The organism is Daejeonella sp., assembly GCF_017495225.1.
Classification (GTDB): domain Bacteria; phylum Bacteroidota; class Bacteroidia; order Sphingobacteriales; family Sphingobacteriaceae; genus Daejeonella.
On the sequence record NZ_JAFEIG010000007.1, the window covers coordinates 1 to 25,911 of the forward strand.

The 25,911-nt window shown below is 36.0% G+C and carries 23 protein-coding genes; 10 read left to right on the forward strand and 13 right to left on the reverse strand.

Annotated features, from left to right (window positions below):
- The first annotated feature begins 480 nt into the window (after positions 1 to 480).
- The 5 genes from ileS (at position 481) to QZ136_RS02845 (ending at position 6,944) form a co-directional block, all read left to right on the forward strand.
- Entirely contained in the window at positions 481 to 3,903 is a 3,423-nt protein-coding gene (ileS, locus tag QZ136_RS02825) for an isoleucine--tRNA ligase (RefSeq protein WP_291400114.1), read from the forward strand.
- A 2-nt stretch (positions 3,904 to 3,905) separates the two neighbouring features.
- Entirely contained in the window at positions 3,906 to 4,289 is a 384-nt protein-coding gene (locus QZ136_RS02830; RefSeq protein ID WP_291400116.1) for a TraR/DksA C4-type zinc finger protein, read from the forward strand.
- Positions 4,290 to 4,940 (forward strand): lipoprotein signal peptidase, encoded by a 651-nt coding sequence (locus tag QZ136_RS02835; RefSeq protein ID WP_291400118.1) that lies wholly within the window; start codon positions 4,290 to 4,292, stop codon positions 4,938 to 4,940. It abuts the gene before it with no gap.
- A 128-nt stretch (positions 4,941 to 5,068) separates the two neighbouring features.
- Positions 5,069 to 5,767 (forward strand): SIMPL domain-containing protein, encoded by a 699-nt coding sequence (locus tag QZ136_RS02840; protein WP_291400119.1) that lies wholly within the window; start codon positions 5,069 to 5,071, stop codon positions 5,765 to 5,767.
- 118 nt (positions 5,768 to 5,885) lie between these two features.
- Positions 5,886 to 6,944 carry a hypothetical protein gene (locus QZ136_RS02845; RefSeq protein WP_291400121.1) on the forward strand — a complete coding sequence of 353 codons (1,059 nt, stop codon included), beginning with the start codon at positions 5,886 to 5,888 and terminating at the stop codon, positions 6,942 to 6,944.
- A gap of 26 nt (positions 6,945 to 6,970) precedes the next feature.
- Here QZ136_RS02845 and QZ136_RS02850 read toward each other — a convergent pair whose 3' ends face one another.
- From QZ136_RS02850 to serS, 3 genes are all read right to left on the reverse strand, one after another.
- Complete coding sequence (locus QZ136_RS02850) at positions 6,971 to 7,849, reverse strand: pirin family protein (protein WP_291400123.1); 879 nt, start codon at positions 7,847 to 7,849, stop codon at positions 6,971 to 6,973.
- A gap of 163 nt (positions 7,850 to 8,012) precedes the next feature.
- The gene (locus tag QZ136_RS02855) at positions 8,013 to 8,558 is read right to left on the reverse strand and encodes a hypothetical protein (protein ID WP_291400125.1); all 546 of its coding nucleotides are present in this window, start codon (positions 8,556 to 8,558) and stop codon (positions 8,013 to 8,015) included.
- Between the two features lie 38 nt (positions 8,559 to 8,596).
- On the reverse strand, positions 8,597 to 9,868 hold the full coding sequence (serS, locus tag QZ136_RS02860) for a serine--tRNA ligase (RefSeq protein WP_291400127.1): 1,272 nt from the start codon (positions 9,866 to 9,868) through the stop codon (positions 8,597 to 8,599).
- Positions 9,869 to 9,961: 93 nt separating this feature from the next.
- Here serS and rsmI point away from each other — a divergent pair, with 93 nt between their 5' ends.
- From rsmI to QZ136_RS02880, 4 genes are all read left to right on the forward strand, one after another.
- Complete coding sequence (gene rsmI / locus QZ136_RS02865) at positions 9,962 to 10,633, forward strand: 16S rRNA (cytidine(1402)-2'-O)-methyltransferase (RefSeq protein ID WP_291400129.1); 672 nt, start codon at positions 9,962 to 9,964, stop codon at positions 10,631 to 10,633.
- 11 nt (positions 10,634 to 10,644) lie between these two features.
- On the forward strand, positions 10,645 to 11,262 hold the full coding sequence (locus QZ136_RS02870; RefSeq protein ID WP_291400131.1) for a PH domain-containing protein: 618 nt from the start codon (positions 10,645 to 10,647) through the stop codon (positions 11,260 to 11,262).
- Positions 11,263 to 12,879: an apolipoprotein N-acyltransferase gene (gene lnt / locus QZ136_RS02875; RefSeq protein ID WP_291400133.1), complete on the forward strand. Its 1,617-nt coding sequence runs from the start codon at positions 11,263 to 11,265 to the stop codon at positions 12,877 to 12,879.
- A gap of 277 nt (positions 12,880 to 13,156) precedes the next feature.
- Complete coding sequence (locus tag QZ136_RS02880; RefSeq protein ID WP_291400136.1) at positions 13,157 to 14,107, forward strand: TIM barrel protein; 951 nt, start codon at positions 13,157 to 13,159, stop codon at positions 14,105 to 14,107.
- Between the two features lie 179 nt (positions 14,108 to 14,286).
- Here the strand turns inward: QZ136_RS02880 and QZ136_RS02885 are convergent, their stop codons facing one another.
- Together QZ136_RS02885 and QZ136_RS02890 are read right to left on the reverse strand one after the other, a co-directional pair.
- Entirely contained in the window at positions 14,287 to 15,369 is a 1,083-nt protein-coding gene (locus tag QZ136_RS02885; protein ID WP_291400137.1) for a TlpA disulfide reductase family protein, read from the reverse strand.
- Positions 15,370 to 16,905: 1,536 nt separating this feature from the next.
- Positions 16,906 to 18,543, reverse strand: a complete 1,638-nt coding sequence (locus QZ136_RS02890) for an NAD+ synthase (protein ID WP_291400139.1) — start codon at positions 18,541 to 18,543, stop codon at positions 16,906 to 16,908.
- Positions 18,544 to 18,639: 96 nt separating this feature from the next.
- Here QZ136_RS02890 and gldB point away from each other — a divergent pair, with 96 nt between their 5' ends.
- Complete coding sequence (gldB, locus tag QZ136_RS02895) at positions 18,640 to 19,665, forward strand: gliding motility lipoprotein GldB (protein WP_291400141.1); 1,026 nt, start codon at positions 18,640 to 18,642, stop codon at positions 19,663 to 19,665.
- A gap of 100 nt (positions 19,666 to 19,765) precedes the next feature.
- Here gldB and QZ136_RS02900 read toward each other — a convergent pair whose 3' ends face one another.
- From QZ136_RS02900 to QZ136_RS02935, 8 genes are all read right to left on the reverse strand, one after another.
- Positions 19,766 to 19,975 (reverse strand): hypothetical protein, encoded by a 210-nt coding sequence (locus tag QZ136_RS02900; protein ID WP_291400143.1) that lies wholly within the window; start codon positions 19,973 to 19,975, stop codon positions 19,766 to 19,768.
- A 51-nt stretch (positions 19,976 to 20,026) separates the two neighbouring features.
- The gene (gene atpG, locus QZ136_RS02905; RefSeq protein WP_291400145.1) at positions 20,027 to 20,908 is read right to left on the reverse strand and encodes an ATP synthase F1 subunit gamma; all 882 of its coding nucleotides are present in this window, start codon (positions 20,906 to 20,908) and stop codon (positions 20,027 to 20,029) included.
- A gap of 97 nt (positions 20,909 to 21,005) precedes the next feature.
- A complete protein-coding gene (gene atpA, locus QZ136_RS02910; RefSeq protein WP_291400147.1) occupies positions 21,006 to 22,580 on the reverse strand; it encodes a F0F1 ATP synthase subunit alpha in 1,575 nt (524 codons plus the stop codon).
- An 87-nt stretch (positions 22,581 to 22,667) separates the two neighbouring features.
- Positions 22,668 to 23,207, reverse strand: coding sequence for an ATP synthase F1 subunit delta (gene atpH, locus QZ136_RS02915; protein ID WP_291400149.1), 540 nt, complete (start codon positions 23,205 to 23,207; stop codon positions 22,668 to 22,670).
- Positions 23,208 to 23,256: 49 nt separating this feature from the next.
- Complete coding sequence (locus QZ136_RS02920) at positions 23,257 to 23,769, reverse strand: F0F1 ATP synthase subunit B (protein WP_291400151.1); 513 nt, start codon at positions 23,767 to 23,769, stop codon at positions 23,257 to 23,259.
- A 74-nt stretch (positions 23,770 to 23,843) separates the two neighbouring features.
- Entirely contained in the window at positions 23,844 to 24,056 is a 213-nt protein-coding gene (gene atpE / locus QZ136_RS02925) for an ATP synthase F0 subunit C (RefSeq protein WP_291400153.1), read from the reverse strand.
- Positions 24,057 to 24,098: 42 nt separating this feature from the next.
- Complete coding sequence (gene atpB / locus QZ136_RS02930; protein ID WP_291400155.1) at positions 24,099 to 25,235, reverse strand: F0F1 ATP synthase subunit A; 1,137 nt, start codon at positions 25,233 to 25,235, stop codon at positions 24,099 to 24,101.
- Positions 25,236 to 25,635: 400 nt separating this feature from the next.
- Positions 25,636 to 25,872 (reverse strand): AtpZ/AtpI family protein, encoded by a 237-nt coding sequence (locus tag QZ136_RS02935; protein ID WP_291400157.1) that lies wholly within the window; start codon positions 25,870 to 25,872, stop codon positions 25,636 to 25,638.
- Positions 25,873 to 25,911 lie beyond the last annotated feature (39 nt).

The following is a 25,911-nucleotide window of genomic DNA, read 5'->3' on the forward strand; positions in this document are numbered from 1 at the left end:
CCCTCTAGAGGGGGACATGCACAACAACCTCTAATACCCTACTATAAAAAATAAAAATCATTGTTTACTAGGAGTGAATAGGCGCATAGTGTCCCCCGCTAGCGGGGGAATAAAAGGGGGTGGAAAAAGTTAGCAGCAAAATTATTATTAATATTCCTCCCCTACCCCCTCTAGAGGGGGACATGCACAACAACCTCTAATACCCTACTATAAAAAATAAATATCATTGTTTACTAGGAGTGAAAAGGCGCATAGTGTCCCCCGCTAGCGGGGGAATAAAAGGGGGTGGAATCTGGTTAATAGCAGAGTAACTGGTTAATAAACCTCCCCCTACCCCCTCGGAGAGGGGGACATGCACAGCGACCTCAGCTAACGAAGGAATACTATACAAAACCCAAAAATCATTTCCTCCAAAAAATCTCCATTTTAACCCTTAAAATTCTTAAATTGCGCCCTTAAAAATTGGGAGTTTAAACACTGATGTACAAAGAATATAAGCAACTTGATTTATCGCAAACTGGTAAGGATATACTAGAATACTGGAAAGAAAACCAAGTATTTGAGAAAAGCATTTCTAATCGACCTGCTTCAAAACCCTATACTTTTTACGAGGGGCCGCCTTCTGCTAACGGAATGCCGGGCATTCACCACGTGATGGCACGCTCAATCAAAGACATTTTTTGTCGCTATAAAACCCTAAAAGGCTTCCGCGTAGAGCGTAAAGGGGGTTGGGATACTCATGGTCTTCCTATCGAACTTGCTGTAGAGAAAAAACTCGGCATCACTAAAGAAGATATCGGCAAAACCATTACTGTTGATGCTTACAATGAAGCCTGCCGTACAGAAGTAATGAAATACACGGATGTTTGGAACGACCTAACCGAAAAAATGGGTTATTGGGTCGACCTTGAAAATCCATACATCACCTACGAAAACGATTATATTGAAACCCTTTGGTGGATATTGAAGCAATTTCATGAAAAAGGCCTTTTATACAAGGGTTATACCGTTCAGCCTTATTCGCCTGCAGCGGGGACTGGTTTAAGCTCGCATGAGCTAAATCAACCTGGGACCTATAAAATGCTGAAGGATACCTCGATTGTAGCGCAATTTCATCTTAAAAACGATCAAAAACATCCTTTAATGGATAAATTATTTGATCATGAAGGTGAAAATACCTGCATTTTAGCATGGACCACCACTCCTTGGACACTCCCATCAAATTGTGCCCTTGCCGTTGGTGAAAACATCAATTATGTTAAAATTAAGACTTTCAATCCTTATACTTTCCTTCCTGTAAGCGTAATTCTTGCCAAAGATCTCGTTTCAAAATATTTTAAAGAGGAAGCGCAAAGCATTGATTTCAAGGATTATAAAGGAGGAGATAAACTCATTCCTTGGCAAATAGTAAACGAATTTAAAGGCTCTGAACTTCTTGGTTTACATTACCATCAATTGATGCCTTATGTAACGAATGAAGACTTGGAACAGAATGCTTTCCGCGTTATTCCTGCCGATTTTGTAACTACAGAAGATGGTACAGGTATCGTTCACACAGCTTCAGTTTTTGGTGCAGACGATTTTAGAGCTTGCCGCGAAAATAATGTGCCATCGGTGATGGTTAGGGATGAAAAAGGTAATGAATTTCCACTTGTTGATAAGCAAGGACGTATGGTTCAAGAAGTTACAGACTTTGCCGGAAAATATGTGAAGGAAGAATATTACAGCGATGAAGAGCGTAAAAATCCTGATTTCAGGCCTACAGACGTTTTAATTGCCATCAAATTAAAAGAAGATAACAAGGCTTTCGATGTAAAAAAATACGAGCACAGTTACCCACATTGCTGGAGAACGGATAAGCCAGTTTTATACTATCCTCTAGACAGCTGGTTTATTAAAACTACTGCTGTAAAAGACCGTCTTGTAGAACTTAATAAAACCATTAATTGGAAACCTGAATCGACTGGTACTGGCCGTTTTGGGAATTGGTTAGAGAACTTAGTCGACTGGAATTTATCTAGATCGAGATACTGGGGCACTCCCCTTCCAATTTGGCGTAGCGAGGATGGTTCTGAAGAAAAATGCATCGGATCTGTCCAGGAGCTTCGCAACGAAATTAAAAAATCTGTTTCTGCTGGATTTATGGATTCTGCATTCGAAATTAATGATATGCACCGCCCATATGTGGATGACGTAATCTTAGTTTCTGCTTCAGGCAAGAAAATGTTCCGCGAATCCGATTTAATTGATGTCTGGTTTGATTCGGGTGCCATGCCTTATGCGCAATGGGGACTTCCACCAACGGAGGAAGGAAAAAGCGGTAATATGAGTCCGAAGGACTTTTTAGAATACTGGAACAAACATTCCCACGGATCAGATAATAATTCTTCAGAAGGCGCAGGCTCAATTTTCCCTGCTGATTTCATCGCAGAAGGGGTAGATCAAACCCGTGGCTGGTTTTTCACGCTCCATGCTATTGGTGTGATGCTAAATGACAGTGTAGCCTTTAAAAATGTGGTTTCCAACGGATTAGTCCTAGATAAAAACGGCAATAAAATGTCGAAACGCTTAGGAAATGCCGTAGATCCATTTGAAACTATTGAGAAATATGGTGCTGATCCAACACGTTGGTACATGATTAGCAATGCATCTCCATGGGATAACTTGAAATTCAATATCGAAGGAATTGATGAAGTGCGCCGCAAGTTTTTTGGTACGCTACACAATACCTATGCTTTCTTTGTACTGTATGCTAATATAGACAGTTTCAAGTACCAAGAAGAAGATGTAAAAGATAGACCGGAGATTGACCGTTGGATTATCTCACTTTTAAATTCATTAAGTTTAGAGGTAGATAAATTCTACGCCGACTTCGAACCAACACGTGCAACACGTGCCATTCAGAACTTTGTGGATGAGCATTTGAGCAATTGGTACGTACGTTTATGTCGCCGTCGTTTTTGGAAGGGCGAATATACTGAAGATAAAATTTCGGCTTATCAAACGCTTTACACCTGCTTAAATACCATTGCTAAATTAATGGCGCCTGTTGCTCCATTCTTTAGTGATCGTTTATTTATCGACCTTAATAAGGTCACAGGCAAGGAACAAGCCCTTTCTGTACACCTAGCAGATTTCCCTGAATACCAAGAAAATTTGGTGGATAAAGCTTTGGAAGAGCGTATGGGTCTTGCACAAGATATTTCATCACTTATCCTTTCTTTGAGAAAGAAAGTGGGAATCAATGTAAGGCAGCCTTTAGGAAAAGCCTTGATTCCGGTACTAGATAAAAACTTTAAGGAACGGGTTGAGAAAATCAAAGATTTGATCTTATCTGAGACCAATATTAAAGAGATTGAGTACATTACAGATACTGCAGGTATCATCAGCAAAAAAATAAAACCAAATTTTAAAGCTTTAGGCCCGAAAGTTGGTAAGGATATGAAAGTTGTGGCAGAGGCATTAAATACCTTATCACAGCAAGACATCAGTCGCTTTGAAAGCGAGGGTAAGATTAGCATTCCAGGTACAGCATACCAGGTGGATGTTGAAGATGTGGAAATCTTGGCCGAGGATGTTCCGGGATGGCAGGTTGCCAATATCGGTGCATTGACAGTGGCTTTGGATATTACCATCAGTGAAGACCTAAAGCAAGAGGGAATTTCAAGAGAATTGATTAACCGCATACAAAATATGCGTAAAGATCAAGGATTTGAGGTAACTGATAAGATTAAGGTACAAGTTAAAGAACATCCTTATGTTTCGGAAGCTCTGAAAAATAATTTGTCTTATATTTGCGCCGAAATCCTGGCCGACTCCTTAGAGCTTGTAAATGAGCTAGATGGAGGCGAAGTGGTGAACATTGATGAACATGATTTAATGATACTAATTAAAAAAGGATAGAAATGGATGCACACGAAAAAACTAGATATTCTGATTCAGAATTACAAGAATTTAAAGAACTTATAACTGAAAAAATACGTAGCTCAAGAGAGGAATTAGCGTCCTTAAGTCAGTCTTTAAGTAATCCAAATATGAATGGCACCGACGATACTTCTGGAGCATATAAAACTCTTGAAGATGGCTCGGCTACACTCGAAAAAGAATCAATTAACCAATTGGCAGCACGTCAGAGAAAGTTTATTGATAATTTAGAGAATGCTTTGGTACGTATTGAAAATAAAACCTACGGTATTTGCAGAGAAACAGGAAAATTAATTCCTAAGGAGCGCCTTCGTGCCGTTCCTCATGCAACATTAAGTATGGAAGCTAAATTGAAACAGTCCTAAATGAAAGCCTATACTAATCCAGTACTTGCTATTGTTTTTATATTAATTGCCGACCAGGTTTTAAAGTTCTGGATTAAGCTAAATATGACATTAGGCCAAGAGTTTAAAATCATTGGCAATTGGGCAATCATACATTTTACCGAAAATAACGGAATGGCATTCGGTATGGAATTTGGTGGTGAAGCAGGAAAGCTTGCCTTAACCTTATTCCGCATTGTGGCAGTTCTTGGTATTGGATATGGTTTAATCTACATGATAAAGCATAAATATCACCGTGGATTAATTATGAATTTATCGCTCATCTTTGCAGGAGCAATGGGAAATATCATTGATTCTACCTTTTATGGGATGATATTTAATGAAAGCTCATATTATGAAGCTGCAAAATTTATGCCTGCCGAAGGAGGATATTCAAGTCTTTTTCATGGTAAAGTGGTAGATATGTTTTATATGCCTATCATACAAGGAACCTACCCATCATGGGTACCATTCTGGGGTGGTGAAGAGCTCATTTTCTTTAGGCCAGTATTTAACCTAGCCGATACTGCAATCTCAATTGGGGTAATTATGATATTAATCTATCAGAAAAGCTACTTCAAAGAAGAGAAAGAAGAAGAAGTACATATTCATAGCGAAGTTATCGAAGAATAAATTTAAAGGCCTGAAAAGGCCTTTTTTATTGGATCAATTTTCTTTTCAATCTCAAATTTTGGCAGTTTTTATAATTTGGCACGAAATTTTCTTTACAATTAAATCAATAATAATTTAATAATTAAGACATGAAAAATATTTTCCTAGCAACATTTTTAAGCCTTTTTAGCCTAAGTGCATTTTCTCAACAGATGATGAGTATGCACAAAAAAATTGAAGTAAATGGTTCGGCTGAGGCTGAGGTAACTCCAGACATCATTTATATCGGAATTTCATTAAAAGAGTATTTCAAAGATTCTGGCAATAAAAAGAAAGTTGAAATTGAAGATTTGGAGCGCCAGTTACAATCAGCAGTTTTAAAAGCCGGCATTCCACAAGAAAACTTCATGATTAATAATATTTCGAGCTATAATAATAGCTGGAATAAAAAAAAGACTCCTGACTTTTTAGCGCGCAAACAATACCGTATTAAGGTAAGCGACTTAACTAAGTTTAATGATATTATGGGCAGTATTGATCCTAAAGGAATTGAATTTAGCAATATCGATAGTTACGACTATTCTAAGATGGAGAGTCTCAAAAAAGAGCTCAAAATAAAGGCTTTACAAAATGCTAAAGAAAAGGCAGAATACCTGCTAAATTCTATTGGCAGTAAATTAGGTGGAGCATTAGAAATTCAGGAAATCAACAATGACAGTCCGATGGAAAATATGCAATATGCAAAAGTAATGCTCATGGAGGTTGATGTTGCTGGAAGCATGCCAGAAATCGACTTCAAAAAAATTAAGCTCAGCTTTCAGATAAAGGCTGTATTTGAGATAAAATAATCTTGAATTGAATGATTTGAAGGTGATTTTCAATAAATAATTATCAAATCGCCTAATGGATGCGTATTTTTATGGAAACAGAATTTATTTTTAGCTGTCCATTAAAATCATAAAATAAATGCATTCACAACAAAAGGAGCCGAGAGATGTTGTTCCATCCAAGAAAAAACAGATATACTCCATAAGGCCCGAGCTTCGTGAATACCTATTAAAATTTGACCGGGAGGTAAAACTCCCGGTTCAATATTCTGATTTGATGCGCTTTAACCTGAAAACCCCCTTACGGGATAAGGAAGGGCGCGACACACTGTGGTACACCGTTTATTATGATGAAAGTGAGATGAAGGAGCTCTATCCCAATCTCACTTATATTTATGCCCTGATGAATACCGATGGCGATACCGCGGTTATGGAGCATTTATCCGTAGCACGCATCGATTACTGCACTTTTGCCAATACTAAGCCTTTTAGAGTTCGTATCATCAACCGCCTGAATGATAATTACGATCATTTTTATGTGAAAATTGCGGATGCTTCGAGGGTTTACGGACTCGAGCTAGAGCATATTTTATCGCCAAACAGAATCAGCTATTTAACCGATGGCAATACCTTAATTGAAGAGCATATTCCCGGCTTACCTGGCGATGAATTTATCAGTAGAAGGTTAGGAACATCCAAGTTTAATCAAATTAGGATCTGCAAAGAATTTGTAAAGTTTAATGAACGTTGTTTTGTGCGACTCCTTGGTGATATGCGTTCCTATAATTTTGTTGTAGATATTACGCCAGATATTGAAGGAAATCAATATCGCTTTCGTGCAATCGACTTCGACCAGCAATCCTATGAGGGAAGGCTAAAAATGTATTTACCTCATTATTTTAAAGAAAATTTAGCCCTCGTTCAGCTCGGCATGCAACACATGGATGAAACCACCATGCGCCAATATCAAGAAGAAGAACGAAGTCTGATTGCCAATCGTTTTAGGACAGGGCATTATCGCATCGAAGAACTATTTAGTGTAATGGATATTGATCAGATTGCTCCCGATGAAAAGGTGAAGCAGTTAGGGAAGGAATTATCTTCCTACCATAAAAATCCAGCTTTTAAAAGCTGTGAAACTATGGGACAAATTGTATTTGAATGTTTGAGTCAGGTGGTAGGAAAAAGACAAGGCTAAAGATTTTAACCCTGTCTTTTTAATAATTAATCAGCTAAATAACCGAATTTCCCATTGTTGAAATCCTCAAAAGCTTGCACTATTTCCTCTCTGGTATTCATCACAAATGGCCCATGAGTTGCTATAGGCTCGTTTATAGGCTCTCCACTTAAAATTAATATCACCGCATCACTAGTCGCCTCAATTTCAAATTCTTCTCCTTGATTGGCCATTAAAACGAAGTGATTAGTAGGCACCTCATCAGATTGGTTTACCTTCATACTGCCTTCAATGACCAATAATCCGGTATTAAAATGGCTAGGGAAGCTAAATTTTGCCTTTGTTCCTTGTTTAAGCTTTGCATTCTGTAGATGTAAAGGAGTAAAAGTTGATGCTGCCCCACCAACACCTTGGTATTCGCCGGCAATAACTTCTATCTCACCTCCATTATTTTCGATTTGAAAACGATTTATTGTAGAATTTTCAATGGCTTGATATTTAGGAGTACTCATTTTATCTTTTGCAGGCAGGTTGACCCAAAGTTGTACCATTTGAAATTCGCCGCCCTTCTTACTCCACTCCCGCTCATGAAATTCTTTATGTAAAACCCCACTTGCGGCGGTCATCCACTGCACATCACCCTCAGAAATCACTCCACCACCGCCACTACTATCATGATGCTCAATTTGACCTTTGTAAGCGATAGTTACGGTTTCAAAACCACGATGCGGATGCACACCAACACCTTTAGGCTCGATGCTTGGCTCAAATGTATATTTTGAATTATAATCCAACATGATAAATGGATCCATTCGCTTCATATCTAATTTATAAGCACTAGGTATGAAATTATGCACCCTGAAACCATCGCCAACAAAATGGGGGGCACTCGGACTAACAACTAATTCTACAGCTTTTGTACTCATATCTATTTCATTTATAAGGCAAAAGTACGAATCATAAAAAAGAATAGTGTTAACCTAGGTTAAGAAATGATAGGATAGAGAAGCACAGAAAAATAAAAGAAAACATTAAGAACAAACTAACTAAGGGAAGAAAAGTATTCTGTGTTAAACAGATTATCGATAATTAGTCACCCCAGTTAATATCGTAATCATCATTTGAAAGGATAAAAAATGTCCAAATCGCCGAATCTTCATTATATTCATTCTCAACGGTACCTGAGGTAATTTCAAATGTGGTTGTTGCCCCTCTATAAACTTTAACAATTTGTCCATTTTCTACTTTTGATGATATCATCTTACAACCAAATGCCCTTATTGCATTTACATATTCGGTGTATTTTTCTTTTTTATGAACTTGAATATTAATTCGAGTATCAGATGATACCTCACTGTAATAATAGGTCAAAAAGGATTGGGCTCTATCTGAAGTGAAATTTTTTAAAAAAGTAAAAGTTGCCTTCCCCATTTTACCCAAACTAGGTTCAGTTGCGGCTGAAAATTCCCAATTCTTTGCAGTTAAATAGTCTTCTACATCACCCAAAGTTTTTTTTCTAACTTCTAGCAATTGACCCATTGTTAGATTTTGGGCACTTACGAAAAATGTATTGCTTAAAATAAAAATTATTAAAAATAGTAATCTTGCAATCCTATAATTGAAAATGTTCTTCATCTATATTTTAAAATATCTAAAGGATAAAATATTAATCCCTAGTTAATATATTCAAATCCAGTATAAGGAACCAATGCTGCTGGGATCTTAATTCCTTGTTCGGTCTGATTATTTTCTAATAATGAAGCCACGATACGAGGTAAGGCCAATGCGCTACCGTTAAGAGTATGTGCCAACTGAGATTTTCCTTCTTTACTTTTAAATCTCAATTTAAGTCGGTTGCTCTGATAAGTTTCAAAATTAGAAACAGAAGAAACTTCTAGCCAACGAGCTTGTGCAGCGCACCAGACCTCCATGTCGTAGGTTTTAGCAGATGTGAAACTCATATCGCCACCACAAAGACTTAACACGCGGTATGGAAGCTCTAAGGCTCTCAAAAGTGATTGCACATAAGTACTCATATCTTCAAGCACCTCATAAGAATTATTGGGATGTACTACCTGTACTATTTCTACTTTATCAAATTGATGTAAGCGGTTTAATCCACGTACATGTGCGCCATAAGAACCTGCTTCACGACGGAAACAAGGGGTATAGGCACAATTTTTTACAGGTAATTCTTCTTCCTTTAGAATTACATCACGGTATAAATTAGTTACTGGCACTTCAGCTGTAGGAATTAAATATAAATTATCAACACCGATATGATACATTTGGCCTTCTTTGTCAGGCAGCTGACCGGTACCAAATCCTGAGGCTTCATTTACCACAATTGGTGGTTGCATCTCACGATAACCCACTTTGTCAGCATGATCTAAAAAGAAATTGATCAATGCACGTTGTAATTTGGCTCCTTTTCCCTTATAAACTGGAAATCCGGCACCAGCGATTTTATTCCCTAGCTCAAAATCAATAATATCATATTTTGCTGCCAGTTCCCAATGTGGAAGAGCATTTGGCATTAATTGCGGAATTTGACCGTGCTCTAGTACCACTACATTTTCTTCAGGAGACTTCCCTTTAGGGACCGAAACATGAGGAAGATTAGGAAGCAAAACAAGCTCATTTTGCAATAATATTTCGATGGCGCTAAGCTTATCACTAAGGTCTTTAGTTTGCTCTTTAAAGTTATTCGACTGTTGCTTAAGGCTTTCTGCCTCGTCTTTCAGTCCCTGACGCATTAATTCTCCAATTTTCTTTGCACTAGCATTTGCTTCGGCAGCAATGGAGTCTAATTTGGTCTGAGTTTGACGACGATCATCATCCAATTTAATGATTTGATCAACCAGCTCAACTGACTTAAAATTCTTTACCGATAAACGATTTAAAACTTCCTCCCTATTTTCGCGGATATAACTAACTTGCAGCATCTTTATTAATTTTATACAAAGATATAAACTTTTGCAGTTTGGGCTTTGATTTTGGATTTTTCCTCGATTATTGGCCAAATAAAATTAAAATACATGAGCGGAAAACTCTTTCTTGTACCCACACCCATCGGAAATTTGGAGGATATGACCTTCAGAGCCGTGCGCATTTTAAAGGAAGTGGACTTAATTTTGGCGGAAGATACCCGCACCAGTGCGCCATTATTAAAACATTTTGGCATAGATAAAAAAGTCTTTTCGCATCATCAGCACAATGAGCATAAATCCGTAACGGAGGTTATACGATTTTTAAAGGAGGGCAAGCAGATTGCTTTAATTTCTGATGCGGGAACACCGGCAATTTCAGATCCTGGCTTTTTATTGGTTCGCGAAGCTATCCGTAATGATATCCCATTGGAGTGCCTTCCGGGTCCGACGGCCTTTGTACCAGCCTTAGTAGATTCGGGACTAGCAGCTGATAGGTTTACTTTTGAGGGATTTTTACCCGTAAAAAAAGGACGCCAAACTCGCATGAAAGAGCTTGTAAATGAGCCCCGTACCATGATTTTTTATGAATCGCCACACCGTTTATTAAAAACTTTGGAAGAGTTGGCACAATATTTAGGTACAGATCGCCAAGCTTCAGTTTCGCGTGAACTCAGCAAAATGTTTGAAGAAACAGTTCGAGGCACGCTTGAAGAAATTAAAATTCATTTTGAAACACATACTTTAAAAGGCGAAATTGTAATTTGCGTTGCAGGTAAGTAATATTTAAAAATATGTCGATAGAACAGTATTTAACAGACGAACAAGATCCAAAGACAGCCGAGAAAGTCTTAGCGAAATTAAAAGATATGCTCAGTGCAGATGAACCTGTGATTTATTTAGCAATTCAAAAACGACCTGGGGTAACCATCAATCCGGATAGCATTGCCGTGAGCAGTAAACGAATTGTATTTTGCATTCCTGAAAACCTAGGCTTAACAACCAATTTTATCACGTTTTATTGGGCAGATGTGAAGGAAGTATCCTTCAAAGAGGGATTTTTAGGATCCAAATTCATTATCGTCCCACAAAGAGGTGAAAATGTAGTTACCGATTATATTCCAAAAGTGCAAGCTAGAAAGCTGTATCAATTTTGTAATGAGCAGATGGAAAAACATAAAATGATTCCTCCAGGAGTAGGCTCAATGATGCAAAACGAGAACCTAGCAGACGATTATGCTTCCTACATTGAGGTAAAAGATGAAGTAGAAAGTTTTACAACAGCAGAAAATAGTCAGACGGAAGATGACCTCATTCAAAAACTTCAAAAGTTAAAAACACTTTTCGAAAAACAATTGATTAGTCAGGCGGAATACGAACGCAAGAAAGCAGATATTTTATCTCAATTATAAGTGAAAAAGAATTATCAACTGGCACTTTTAAGTGCATTTTTATTGTGGCTAGCTTGGCCCCCAATACCATTTACTGCCTTGATTTTGCTTGTGGCCTTAATCCCGTTATTACAGGCGGCAGAAAACATCCTGGAGTCAGATGAAAAAAAGAAAGGCAAACAAATTTGGCGCATTGCTATAATTTGCTTTTTTATCTGGAATACAGCCTCCATTTATTGGGTTTTTAACTCACTACATGCGGTGATGCCAGTTTGGCTAGCGCTTATCATTTCACAGATTCCATTTTTCTTGGGCGCAGTTTTGATGGCTTTATCTTTTTGGCTTTATTTTCAACTAAGAAAGCTAACAAGTAAAACATGGAGCTATATCGGATTTGTTTGCCTTTGGATAGGATATGAATATTTACATCAAACTTGGGATCTTGCCTTTCCTTGGATGAATTTAGGAAATGGCTTTGCCGAATCACATTATTTGGTTCAATGGTATGAATATACGGGTGTTTATGGTGGCACTTTATGGGTAATAATATCCAATATCCTACTCTTTGAGAACAGATTAGCCATAAAAAATAAGTTGGAACGCGTTCGAAAAGTAAAGCTTCAATCAGCAACAGCAGCATTTATTCTTTTGCCAATACTGCTCTCAACATTGATCTATGTTAACTATGAAGAAAGGGTAAATCCTGCAAATATAGTGGTGGTACAGCCCAATATAGACCCCTACGAGAAGTTTGGTTCATTGTCGACATCAGATCAGGTGGAGAAGCTCATTAAGCTTTCTGAGGGCATCGGACAAAGCAATACAGAATTCTTCATTTGGCCAGAAACAGCCATCTCGAAAGGCACGGAAGAGAAAACATTTAGAGAAGATTCCAATTTTATTAGAATTCAAGAATTCTTAAACAATTACAAAAATGGCAATCTGATTTCAGGGATTGAGAGTTACTCTATTTATGATAGCGCAAAGACTGAAACAGCGAGATACGATAGCAAATCGGGTATTTATTATGATGTTTTTAATGCGGCTGTTCTTATTGAAAACTCAGCTAAACTTCAATTTTACCATAAGTCGAAGCTTGTCCCGGGAGTTGAACAAACCCCCTTTTCAAACTCATTATCCTTTTTAAAGCCTGTATTTAAGGCATTTGGAGGATCTTCAGGAAGCTATGGAAAACAAAGTGAGCCATCTGTATTTTATTCACAAAGTGGAATTGGAGCGGCTCCTGTTATTTGCTATGAATCTATTTGGGGCGAATATGTAGCCGATTATATCAAAAAAGATGCGCAATTTATTACGATAATCACCAATGATGGTTGGTGGGGCAACACTTCTGGTAAAGACCAACATTTACAATATGCAAAGCTGAGAGCGATAGAAACCAGACGATGGGTAGCACGTGCTGCCAATACTGGTATTTCGGCATTTATTGATCAAAAAGGTACGATTGTTCAAAGAACAAAATGGTGGATGCCGGGGGCATTAAAACAAGATATAAACCTGAATGAAGAATTGACTTTTTACGTAAGAAATGGAGATTATATCGCAAAAATTGCCGTTTTAGGCAGTGCTGCTTTCTTGATATTTCTTATTTTTAGTGTCATCAAGAAGCGGGTATAAAAAGAAAATCCGTCCCAGTTGGGACGGATTTCTCAATAAAAATACACCTTAAAACTCTGATAATTAACAATACAATCATTAAAAATCAACACATTATCTAACCTTCACAAAGGAACGGTTAAAATTAATGCATAGTATAAAAAATGCAGTTTTGTTACATCTATCTGACTGAATACTGATAAAAATGCTCTGTTAGTAAAAAATTTGTAAGATATCTCCCTTAAATTTTCAGAATAAGCCTTAAATATTGTATTTTCAAAATAAAAATTTAACAAACATGACCAATAACCGTCGTAAATTCATCCAACAAGTTTCTGGCTTAGCCGGAATTGCATTGATTCCTTCTTCATTGTATTCATGCATAGCTAAGAAAAATCCAAATGCAGCAGATTTACAAAATTCATTTTTTGAAATTTCGCTAGCTGAATGGTCTCTTCATAAAGAATTGTTTAGTAAGAAAATCACCAATTTAGATTTTCCGGTAGTAGCTAAAAAAGAGTTTGGCATCAGTGCGATAGAGTACGTGAATGCTTTCTTTAAAGATAAAGCTAAAGACACAAACTACTTGAATGAGCTCTTAATGCGTTGCAATGATAATGGGGTTAAAAATCACCTAATTATGTGCGATGGCGAAGGTAATTTAGGAGAATTAGACAATGCAAAACGCATGCAAGCGGTTGAAAACCACTATAAGTGGGTTGAAGCTGCAAAATATTTAGGTTGTGCTACCATTCGTGTAAATGCTTATGGTGTTGGGACTGCGGCAGAAGTTAAAACTGCGGCAATCGACGGATTAGGTCGCTTGGGAGAGTTTGCATCAAAAGTTGGCATCAATGTAATTGTTGAAAACCATGGTGGATATAGCTCAGATGGCAGCTGGTTAAGTAGCGTAATGAAAGAAGTTGGTAAAAAGAATGTAGGAACATTACCTGATTTTAACAATTTCTGTCTTACTCGTCAAGGAAATAAATGTATTGAAGAATACGATAGATATAAAGGTACCCTTGAAATGATGCCTTATGCAAAAGCGGTAAGTGCAAAATCACTTGATTTTGATGCGCAAGGAAATTGCATTGAAACCGATTATGTGAAAATGCTCAAAATTGTAAAAGATTCAGGCTTTAAAGGATATGTAGGTATTGAGTATGAGGGAGATAAGCTTGGAGAATACGAAGGTATCAAGAAAACTAAAGCGCTATTGGAACGTGTAAGAGCTGAGATTGGGTAAGGGAGATATGAGATGTGAGATATGAGATATGAGATATGAGATGTGAGATGTGAGATATGAGAGGCACCGTGTCTCATATCTAAATAAAGATGTGAGATATGAGATGTGAGATGCACCGTGTCTCAAATCTATTGTCTCATATCTCACATCTATTGTCTCATATCTAAATAAAAATAGTTTCACTCATGAGTATTAATGTATTCAGTTATTAATTGTAAATCATTAACAGTGTTTAATAATTCTTTTCCCTCAGTATCAAGCAAAACTAAAGTTGGAATTGCACTTATGTTATATTCAGATTTTATTGCCAGTTTATTCTTTGGTAAGTCCGATAAATTATGCCAATCTATTTTCTCCTTCTCAACAGCAGCTTTCCATTTATCATAATCAGAATCAATACTTAAACTCACTAAAGCAACTTTATCCTTAAATTTTAAATTGAATTTTTTTAGCTCTGGAATTTCTGCTATACATGGTGCGCACCAACTAGCCCAAAAAACTAATAGAACATACTTTTTGTCTTTAATTACGTCATCGTAGTTAAATTTATTACCATTTACATCACTCCATAAAAAACTTTTCTTATAGCCTATTTTAGATAAATTGTTTTTTTGATCTAAATATTTCTTTAAAATTTTATATGGTTCTGTAATCTTAATTTTATCGGAAAACAAGCCCATTAATGAAGATAATTCTTCGCTAGACTTAGATTCTTTTTGCCAAAAAAGTTGATATAAAACTGCAAAACTTTCATTATTTGATTTTACAATTTTGGGAGTTATTTTTTTAGAAGATATCTCAAAGTATGTATCAGATTCCTGAGAACCATCATAATCAACTCTTAAAGTTTTACCCTTAAATTCTACAGGAAAACCCGACGTTTTACTATTAGCATTTATTAGAATATTTTCATTTTTAATAAATAATACACTAGAAACACGTGTTTTATCTTTTTTGCGAAAAAAATAAAGTTTTGTGTAAAACTTATTGTTTTCAAGAAATTCGATTTCTAAATTTTTGGCCTTATCTATACTGTATTTATACTCCAATGAACCATTAATTACTTGAACAGTATCAACTATAAGTGTTGTATCTCCGAGCGGAGCGTATCCCCACATTCTAATAACAGCTTTATCACAATTGGAAACATATTTTTTTAACTCAATCGTTATTTTTCCTTCATCTTTATTTTTTTCGCAACTAATAATAGTGAAGCAAGCTATTAATAACAAAAACTGGAATCTGTAATTTTTTATTTTCATGTCCATTACAATTTATAATATATAAAATATTTTTTCTTAGTGAAATACCTATAAATTCATGTACTTTCCTCTCTAGTCTGTCCCTTTGCGTTTTGTGTAGTTTAATGATTTTCTCCAACTAGTATATATGTTTCACAAAATCATCCCAATCCACCTCAACTCGGATCTATAAGTCCCACAAATGCCTCAAAAATATTTATTGAAATTACACTAATTAACCGAAATAATAAAAATTTAATATAAAGATTAAATTTTATCATCATGAATAAAAAATAAGCAATATTGAGTCCTAAGCAATTCAAAATCAATACATTCAATTAGCGGCTAGGCTTTTGCTTCACAAAGTCATCCTTTAGAAAGCTCTAAAAATAGTTGCCTTCTAATAAATTTATGGTTGTTTTTTGTCTTAAATATGAGGTGTGAGACGTGAGATATGAGATGTGAGATGTGAGATATGAGATGTGAGATGCACCGTGTCTCATATCTCATATCTATTGTCTCAAATCTAAATACAGATGTGAGATGTGAGAGGCACCGTATCTCATATCTCAAATCTAGTGTCTCAAATCTAAATACAGATGTGAGATGTGAGAGGCACCGTGTCTCATATCTCACATCTATTATCTCAAATCTAAATAAAGATATGAGAGTCACTAGTGTCACATATCAATCAATGTAAATGCAAGAATAAAAAGTATTAAATTGATTATTAATCTAATAAATACATTTCTCAAAAATTTTCTTTCATCAGATAAATAAATCTTTCTGATAAGATAAATATTAAAAAAAATATTTAAGATAATTAGAATATTTAAGATAATTATCCAAAATTCACTTAAATTAAATCTACGAAATAGAGAATAATTAATATATAATATTATTGTTAAGAAACTTGAAACGGAATTAAGTTTTGAAATCATAATTAAAAACTATTCATAAAATCAGCAAAATCCATTAGCATTCATGCAACGCCCATTCACCCCAATTCGGATCTATAAGTCCCTCAAAAAACATATATTGAAATTACAATAATTAATAAAAAAATTAAATATAAAGATTAAATTTTATCGTTATGGATAAAAAATAAGCAATATTAAGTCCTAACCCATTCAAAATCAATAGATTCAAATAGCGGCTAGGCTTTTGCTTCACAAAGTCATCCTTTAGAAAGCTCTAAAAACAGTTGCCTTCTAATAAATTTATGATTGTTTTTTGTCTTAAATGTGGGATGCGAGATATGAGATATGAGATGTGAGATGCACCGTGTCTCATATCTAAATAAAGATGTGAGATATGAGATGTGAGATGTGAGAGGCACCGTGTCTCATATCTATTGTCTCAAATCTAAATACAGATGTGAGATGTGAGAGGCACCGTATCTCATATCTCAAATCTATTGTCTCAAATCTAAATAAAGATATGAGATGTGAGAGGCACCGTATCTCATATCTCAAATCTATTATCTCAAATCTAAATAAAGATGTGAGAAGCACCGTGTCTCATATCTATTGTCTCATATCTCACATCTATTATCTATCATCTATACTTCGCCACAATCGGCATTCTCCTACCCGTTCCAAATGCTTTTGGGGAAACTCGAAGTATTGGGGGTGCTTGTTTACGCTTAAATTCGGCCATGTTTACCATCCTAAGGATTCTCTTAACCATTGCTTCATCAAAACCCATTGAAATTAGTTCGGAGGAACTCTTTTTAAGCTCAATATATTGGAAAAGTATGGCATCTAATACCTCATAATCTGGCAATGAATCCGAATCTTTTTGTCCCGGACGTAATTCAGCCGATGGGGGTTTCACGATGCTATTTTGAGGAATAATTTCACCATTTCTATTAATGAAATGAGCTAATTTATAAACTTGCGTTTTATATACATCTCCCAAAACAGAAATTGCTCCAGCCATATCTCCATACAAAGTCCCATAGCCTACAGCACACTCACTTTTATTGGATGTATTGAGTAAAATATAACCAAATTTATTCGACATAGCCATTACAACAATGCCTCTACTTCTTGCTTGAATATTCTCTTCTGCCACATTAAATGGAAGATCTTCAAATGCTGGCTTCATCATGCTATCGAATGCTGCTGTAGCCTCCTTAATTGGAATGATTTGATGTTTACAGCCAAGGTTGGCAACAAGATCTAATGCATCTTGTATAGAATGATCGCTAGAGTACTCTGAAGGCATTAAAACAGCCATAACGTTCTCCGATCCCAAAGCCTCAGCGGCAAGCGCACAAACGAGCGCAGAATCAATTCCGCCGGAAAGTCCGAGTACCGCCTTCGAAAATCCAGATTTTTGGAAATAGTCTTTAATACCTAAGACTAAAGCATCATGAATTTGTTCAATATCATTATGAGGATTATGAATGATAGCGTTTAGTCCGAAAATCTTTCCTTCTTCAATAGAATAAAACCTGAGACTTTCCTGAAAATAAGGCAGTTCATCGAGGAGTGCACCTTCTTGATCAAATACTAAAGAACCTCCATCAAAAATAATTTCTGTTTGAGCGCCAATCTGATTTACATAGAATAATGGCAATTTATATTTCCGGCAGTTATCCCCCAATACTTGTACCCTTTCTTCATCATGATTATAAGCGAAAGGAGAGGCTGCAATATTAATCATGAAATCCGGATTTTCCTTTGCAAGCTCCTCCATTGGCGAAATCACATACATCGGATTATCGTTGATATTCCAAAGATCCTCACAAATAGTAAGCGCAATTTTATGGCCTTTAAACTCGATGCAGCTAAAATTTACAGCTGGCTCAAAGTAGCGATACTCATCAAAAACATCATAATTTGGGAGTAGAGCCTTATTCACAATGGACTTAACCTTCCCATTTTCAATAAAATAAGCCGAATTATACAAATCCTTGCCCTTAATTTCAGGATTCTTTGTTGGGAGTCCGATGATGCATGCAATACCCTCACAAGCCTCAGCAATCTTCCTAGCTGAATCTTCACATTGATCGATAAATTCCGAGAATTCCAGAAAATCGCAAGGCGAGTAAGCACAAACAGAAAGCTCGGCAAATACCACTAAATCAGCACCTTGAGCCTTTGCTGAATGGAGTGTATCAATTATTTTGGAGGTGTTAAAATCGAAATCTCCAATAATATAATTTAGTTGAGCAAGGGCTATTTTCATGGTCTAATCATTAAAGCTAAATTAATTGAGCGCTATTCATAAGCTAAACACAGAATATTCTGTGCATTTTCATAATTTAGCAATTTATCTTCATTTATGAGACGAGCGCAAATTTACCTGTTTTTTTTAATATGCCTGATGATCCTGTCTTGTAATAATAAAAAGACTCCCGATATCAGCAAAATCAATCTAAATACTAAAATTGAACGATTTGATAAGGATTTTGGAAGCTTAAATGCAAATAATATCTCCGAAAAAGCGCCAGATTTAAGGAAAAAATATACCTGGTTTTATGATGATTATATGGAAAAAATAATCGTTGCCGGTGTAGCAAGTGATACAGCATATTATTCTAATTTGAGATTTATTCTTCAAAATCCTGATTATTTAGAATTAAAAAACACTGTAGATAAGACTTTTCCTGATCTCAAAAAGCAAGAATTAGAGATTAATCAAGCATTTAAATACATTAAATACTATTATCCGAAGCAGAAATTACCACGTTTAATAAGTTTTTTATCGGGTTTTGCGGTACAAACGCCAATTGGCAACGACTATATTGGAATAGGCTTAGATATGTTCTTAGGCAAAAATGGAGAACGCTTTTATCCTGCCCTTAGAGAAAGTATTCCTGCTTATATTGCTAGACGATTCAATCCAGAAAATATAAGTCCCAGGGTAATAGAAACCCTCATTCGGGAGGACATATTCCCAGAAAAAGACAGCGACAGAACCTTACTAAGTAAAATGATTTACAATGGGAAGGTTCTTTATTTGATGGATGCAGTGATGCCCGAAACAAGTGATACGCTCAAGATTGGATATACCCAAAAGCAACTCGATTGGTGTGAAGAATATGAATCTGGGATTTGGGCTTATTTTATTGAAAATAACCTTTTATACGAATCAGATTACTTAAAAATACAGAAATATATAGCTGAGGCGCCATTTACTCCGGGTATTGGCGAAAAATCTGACTCTGCACCTAAATTAGGAATTTGGACTGGCTGGCAAATTGTAAAGAAGTATATGGATAAAAATCCAGAGTTAAGTTTACAACAGTTAATGCAAGAGGGTGATGCCCAAAAAATTCTAAACGAATCGAAGTATAAGCCGAGATAGGCAGTGTACAATATTTATTGAAAATATTATTTGGCAGTGCTATAAAACAGAAAAGGCTCATAACCAATAGGATACGAGCCTTTTTTTATATAATATAAGACTATTTTAAAATTCTAAGAACAGCTCTTAAGCAAATTACTGAACCAATTACCCAAAGCACATTAGAAACGATGCTTATCATCGGCCATTCGCCTGTAAAGCGTAGAAAAATACCTACTAAACCAATAGCAATACCTAAAACAATAGTTTTGTAGTGTGAAGGATTATTAGCTTCTGCAGTTGAGTTATTTTTATTTAAAGAATCTTCCATTTCGGTTTATTTAGAAATACAAATTTACAAAATATTGTAATTAAAATTTAATTATCCGTTAGATAATGCTGCTGCACCACTTACAATTTCAGTTAATTCGGTTGTAATTGCTGCTTGTCTAGCTTGGTTATACGATAATTTAAGCGATTTTAATAAGTCGCCAGCATTTTCAGTAGCCTTATCCATTGCAGTCATACGCGCACCATGTTCAGAAGCATGAGAATCTAAAACAGCTTTAAAAACTTGAGTTTTTACAGATTTAGGTATTAGTTGTTCTACAATTTCCTCTTGTGATGGTTCTAAAACATAATCAGTTTGAGAAGAAGTCAAATTGGTCATATCCGACTTAGGTACAGGCAATAATTGTTCTGTAGTAAGAACTTGCACTGCAGCATTTTTAAACTGGTTGTAAACCAACTCCACACGATCATATTCGCCTTTCTGAAATCCTGCCATGACAGACTCAGTAATTTTTGAGGTATTTTCGAAAGTTAAATCAGAGAAAAGTTCGTTATTATTACCGATAACATTGTATTTACGTTTCTCATAAAAATCTTGAACTTTCTTACCGATGGCAACGATATGTACGTTTCCTTGGCGAAATTGTTCAGAATATTTATCATTAATCAGGTTATTGGTAGTTTTAATCACATTCATATTGAATGCACCTGCCAAACCACGATTTGAAGAAATAGCAATAATCAAAACCTTATTCGGCTCACGTTCTTGCGTAAAAGGAGAGTTTGATCCATCCATGGTAGCAGATAGGTTGGACAAGATATCCCTCATTTTATTCGCATAAGGACGCAACTGAACAATTGCACTTGTTGCTCTTTTCAACTTAGCTGCTGAAACCATTTTCATGGCTTTAGTAATCTGCTGGGTTGAGGTTACAGATGCTATACGATTTCTTACTTCTTTTAAATTTGCCATCTTATTGAGATGTGAGATGTGAGATATGAGATTTGAGACCTGAGATGTGAGATGTGAGACGAATCTCAAATCTCACATCTATGATCTCATATCTCAATTAATATTTACCGCTAAGCTCCTTAGCCACTGTTTCAAGAACAGTTGTAATGCTATCATCCAATTTACCAGCTTTTAAAGCTTGTAAAACTTCTGGGTGACGTTGCTCAATCTGCTGGATAAACTCAAATTCAAAATCTTTAACCTTATTTACAGGAACATTTCTCATTAAGTTTTTGGTACCAACATAAAGAATAGCTACTTGCTTTTCAACTGTTTCGGGTGCAAACTGTGCTTGTTTTAACAATTCAACGTTACGAGCACCTTTATCAAGTACTAATTTTGTTGCTGCATCAAGATCAGAACCGAATTTAGAGAAGGCCTCTAATTCACGATATTGAGCTTGGTCAAGCTTAAGAGTACCGGCAACTTTCTTCATCGACTTGATTTGCGCGTTACCACCCACACGAGATACCGAGATACCTACATTAATTGCGGGACGAACACCAGCGTTAAACAAGTTCGACTCAAGGAATATCTGTCCGTCGGTGATTGAAATCACGTTAGTTGGGATATATGCAGAAACGTCACCAGCTTGAGTTTCAATAATTGGCAAAGCCGTTAATGAACCACCACCTTTTACGATATGCTTAATTGATTCAGGAAGATCGTTCATTGACTGAGCGATAGAATCGTTTGAATTAATTTTTGCAGCACGCTCTAACAAACGGCTGTGAAGGTAGAATACGTCACCTGGATAAGCCTCACGACCTGGAGGACGACGTAAAAGTAGAGATACCTCACGATAAGAAACAGCTTGCTTAGAAAGATCATCATAAACAATTAATGCTGGTCTACCAGTATCACGGAAGAATTCGCCAATTGCAGCACCCGCAAATGGAGCGTAGAACTGCATTGGTGCAGGATCAGCTGCAGAAGCTGCAACGATTACTGTGTAAGGTAAAGCACCATTTTCTTCTAATACCTTTAATATTTGAGCTACAGTAGAATTTTTCTGTCCGATAGCTACATAAATACAGAATACAGGATTTCCTGCTTCGTAAAATTCTTTTTGATTGATGATGGTATCAATACAAACTGCAGTTTTTCCAGTCTGACGATCACCAATTACAAGCTCACGTTGTCCGCGACCAATTGGAATCATCGCATCAATTGCTTTGATACCAGTTTGTAATGGTTCAGTTACTGGCTGACGATAAATTACACCTGGTGCTTTACGCTCCAAAGGCATTTCATAAGTATCACCTGTAATTGGTCCCTTACCATCAATTGGCTGACCTAAAGTATTAACAACGCGTCCAAGCATACCTTCACCAACCTTGATAGAAGCAATTTTATTGGTACGTTTTACTGTAGCGCCTTCTTTGATTTCATCAAAAGCACCAAGTAACACGACACCCACATTGTCTTCTTCCAGGTTCAAAACGATACCTTGCAAACCATTTTCAAACTCAACCAGCTCACCTGATTGAACTTTTGTTAAACCGTATACGCGAGCAATACCATCACCCACTTGTAACACAGTACCAACCTCTTCGAGCTCGGCCTCCGATTTAAAGCCTGACAGTTGTTGTCTTAAAATCGCCGAAACTTCATCTGGTCTTACCTCTACCATAGTAGTATTTTTTGAGTTTTATATTGTAAATCTTACGCCCCCACCCCTATTGGGAGCAATTTTTGCCCTATTATGGGATTGGGGTAATTAATTTTGTTGAAATTCCTTTTTAAGTTTGTTGAGTTTACCCGACAAGCTTGTATCAAATTGTCTATCGCCAACTTTAAGAATAAAGCCACCAATTAATGCAGGATCAACATGAGAAGTAAGAATTACTTCACCTTTAGTTGCCTCTTTTACTACTGCTTCAATCTGACTAATATTTTCTTTACTTAAAGCTGAAGAGGAGGTAACTGTTGCCTTCACTACATTTTTCAGCACATTATACTGATTAACATATTCTTTAGCAGAGGCTAATAAAACATCAGCGCGTCCCTTCCTGATAGCAATTTTGAAAAATTCAAGAATCATTTTATTCAGCTTATCGCCAAATATAGCATCCAAAATATTCGCTTTTTTATCAAGGCTAATAATTGGATTTTTTAGAATCGCTTGAAGTTCTGCATTGGCTTTACAGGTATCGATAAATAACTCAATATCCTTCTTAACCGGCTCAACAATATTTTGCTCAGCCGCCAGATCAATTAAAGCTTTTGCGTAACGCGATGCAACTTGTATTTCTGACATAATTCGATTTGTTAATTTATTGTCTTATCAAATTAGATTAACAAAATTCTTAATTAAGTTTTACTTCTTTCAGAAGGTCGTTTACAAGAGCCTCTTGTTTTCCCTGATCTTCGAATTGCTTACGCAAAACTTTTTCAGCAATTTCAATAGACAAGCTAGAAACTTGATTTTTTATTTCTGCCATTGCGGCAAGCTTCTGATTAGTAATCTCAATTTTTGCTTTTTCAATAAGCTTAGAACCTTCGGTTTTAGCTTGTTCTTTTGCATCATTAACGATCTGATCTTTAATCTCTTTAGCCTCTTTTAAAATCTCATCACGCTTTAAACGTGCTTCCTTTAAAAGATCTTCGTTCTCACTGATCAATTTAGCCATTTCAGCTTTCGCCATTTCAGCCTTTGCCAAAGAATCTTCGATAAAACGCTCACGCTCATCAAGAGCCTTAACTATTGGCTTCCAGGCAAACTTGCTTAGAAGGAAAAACAGTATTAAAAAAGTAACTGTCGACCAGATGAATAAACCCGGATCCGGAGTAACCAATGGATTTAATGCCAGTAATATCATTTGTTATATTGTTTAATAATCAATCAAAATAATAAAATAAGGCCGGTGCCAATCGCACAGGCCTTATTTTGTTTTTACCTTGTTCCTAAGAACGCAACAACCACAGCAAATAATGCTACCGCTTCAACGAATGCTGCCGCGATTAACATAGCTGTTTGAATTTTAGATGCTGCTTCAGGTTGGCGAGCCATACCTTCCATAGCTTTTCCACCAATGTTTCCGATACCAATGCCTGCTCCAAGAGCAGCTAATCCTGCACCAATACCTGCGATACTTCCAACGATCATAGTCTGATTTTTAAATATATATTAAACAAAAAATAATTCAAATTAATGTTCAGCATGCTCTTCTACCGCCATCCCAATAAATAGGGCTGATAAAATGGTGAAGATGAATGCTTGAATAAAACCTACTAACAATTCAATTACACTAATAAATAGCACGAATGGAATTGCGACACCCGCAACAAATACTGATTTCAAAATAAAAATCAGAGATATTAAACTTAAGATCAAAATGTGACCGGCAGTGATGTTTGCAAACAAACGAATCATTAATGCTACAGGCTTCACAATTAGTCCTACAATTTCAACTGGAATCATTAGTGGATATAACCACCAAGGAACGTGAGGTGTAAATACGTGACCCCAATAATTTTTATTCCCATTAACCGTAGTTAAAACAAAAGTACAAAGTGCAAGCATCATTGTAACTGCAATATTTCCGGTTACGTTTGCTCCACCTGGGAAGAAAGGAACTAATCCCAAAAGGTTATTTAACCAAACGAAGAAAAATATCGTCAGTAAATAAGGCATGAAACCTCTGTATTTATGTCCCAATTGTGGTTTTGCAATATCGTCACGGACAAATAAAATAATTGGTTCCAACAAAGATTGCATTCCCTTAGGGGCTTTACCCTCTCTCTTTTTGTATGAATTAGCAACGCCAATAAAAACAATTAAAAGAATTGTAACAGATATTAATAACGAAACAACATTCTTAGTGATAGATATGTCGAGTGGCTTTTTATTCAAAAGCTCTCCATCTGCATTATAAGTAATGTAAGTTCCATTAGCACTTTTAACATCAGATGGGTAATAATACTTGCCATGATAATTTACAAGTTTTGTACCCTCTAGATCTAAGATTTCAGTCCCATGATCATTATGACCAAATTTATTTGAAAGAAAAGTCTTAAGTCCATTATCGGTCCAAAGAATTACTGGAAGTGGAATATAAACATGGCCGAAAAAATGCCATTCATGTGAATCTGCAATATGGTGAAGAATCACTTCAGAAATATCTTCGTCTGCTTCCTCAACATGCGCTTCAGTAGCTGAAACCTTAGAAGAATCTGCTGCTGCGTGCTCTTCTGAAAAGGCAGAAAAACTCAATAGCGAAAAGAAAACTGCACAAAATGCAAGGCTGAAGAATTTTTTTGTATTGAAAATATGGCTCAAATCCATTTATTATAAGGAATTTACTTAATTTTTTGGTTGCGCAAGTTACACAACAAACAATATATTTCAAACACTGTATGAAAGAAATACAGATAAAAAAAATTGATCACGAAATAAATTGGATCAAAGGTGTTATTTTGAATATAAACAAAGGCTATAATCATGCTAAAAAGCATCTTTACTGTGATGCTAACGAGTAGTGCTTGTGCAGAAGCTTGGTCACTAATTCTCATTCTCCAAGAAGCAATTATATAAATATTGAAAGTAATGAATGAGAATATCCAAAACATTGGCCAAAATTTAGGGATTAAAACGCCTCTTTCCGGAAAGAAATAATCGGCAAAAAAGGGAGCAGCCGCTAAAAACAAGTTGAACAGAATAAAATAAATTATAAAGCGATTAAAACTCATGCCTTCAATTGTCTGACAGTTTGATAAATGGATAAAAATACGCCCAAAACACAAGCTATAGCCGTAACATATTGAACTTTATGATCGTAATATTGATCAATTTTGTATCCTATATATGCTGAACCTCCAATAATAGCCATCATTTGGAAAGCTACACCCGTATATTTTGCAAAATTTGCATAAGACTGACCTTTTGAATTCTCAGAATTTGGCTTATTTCTTTCCTCTTCCATTATTGAAAATTAACATCGCAAAATTATTAAAATAAAGCC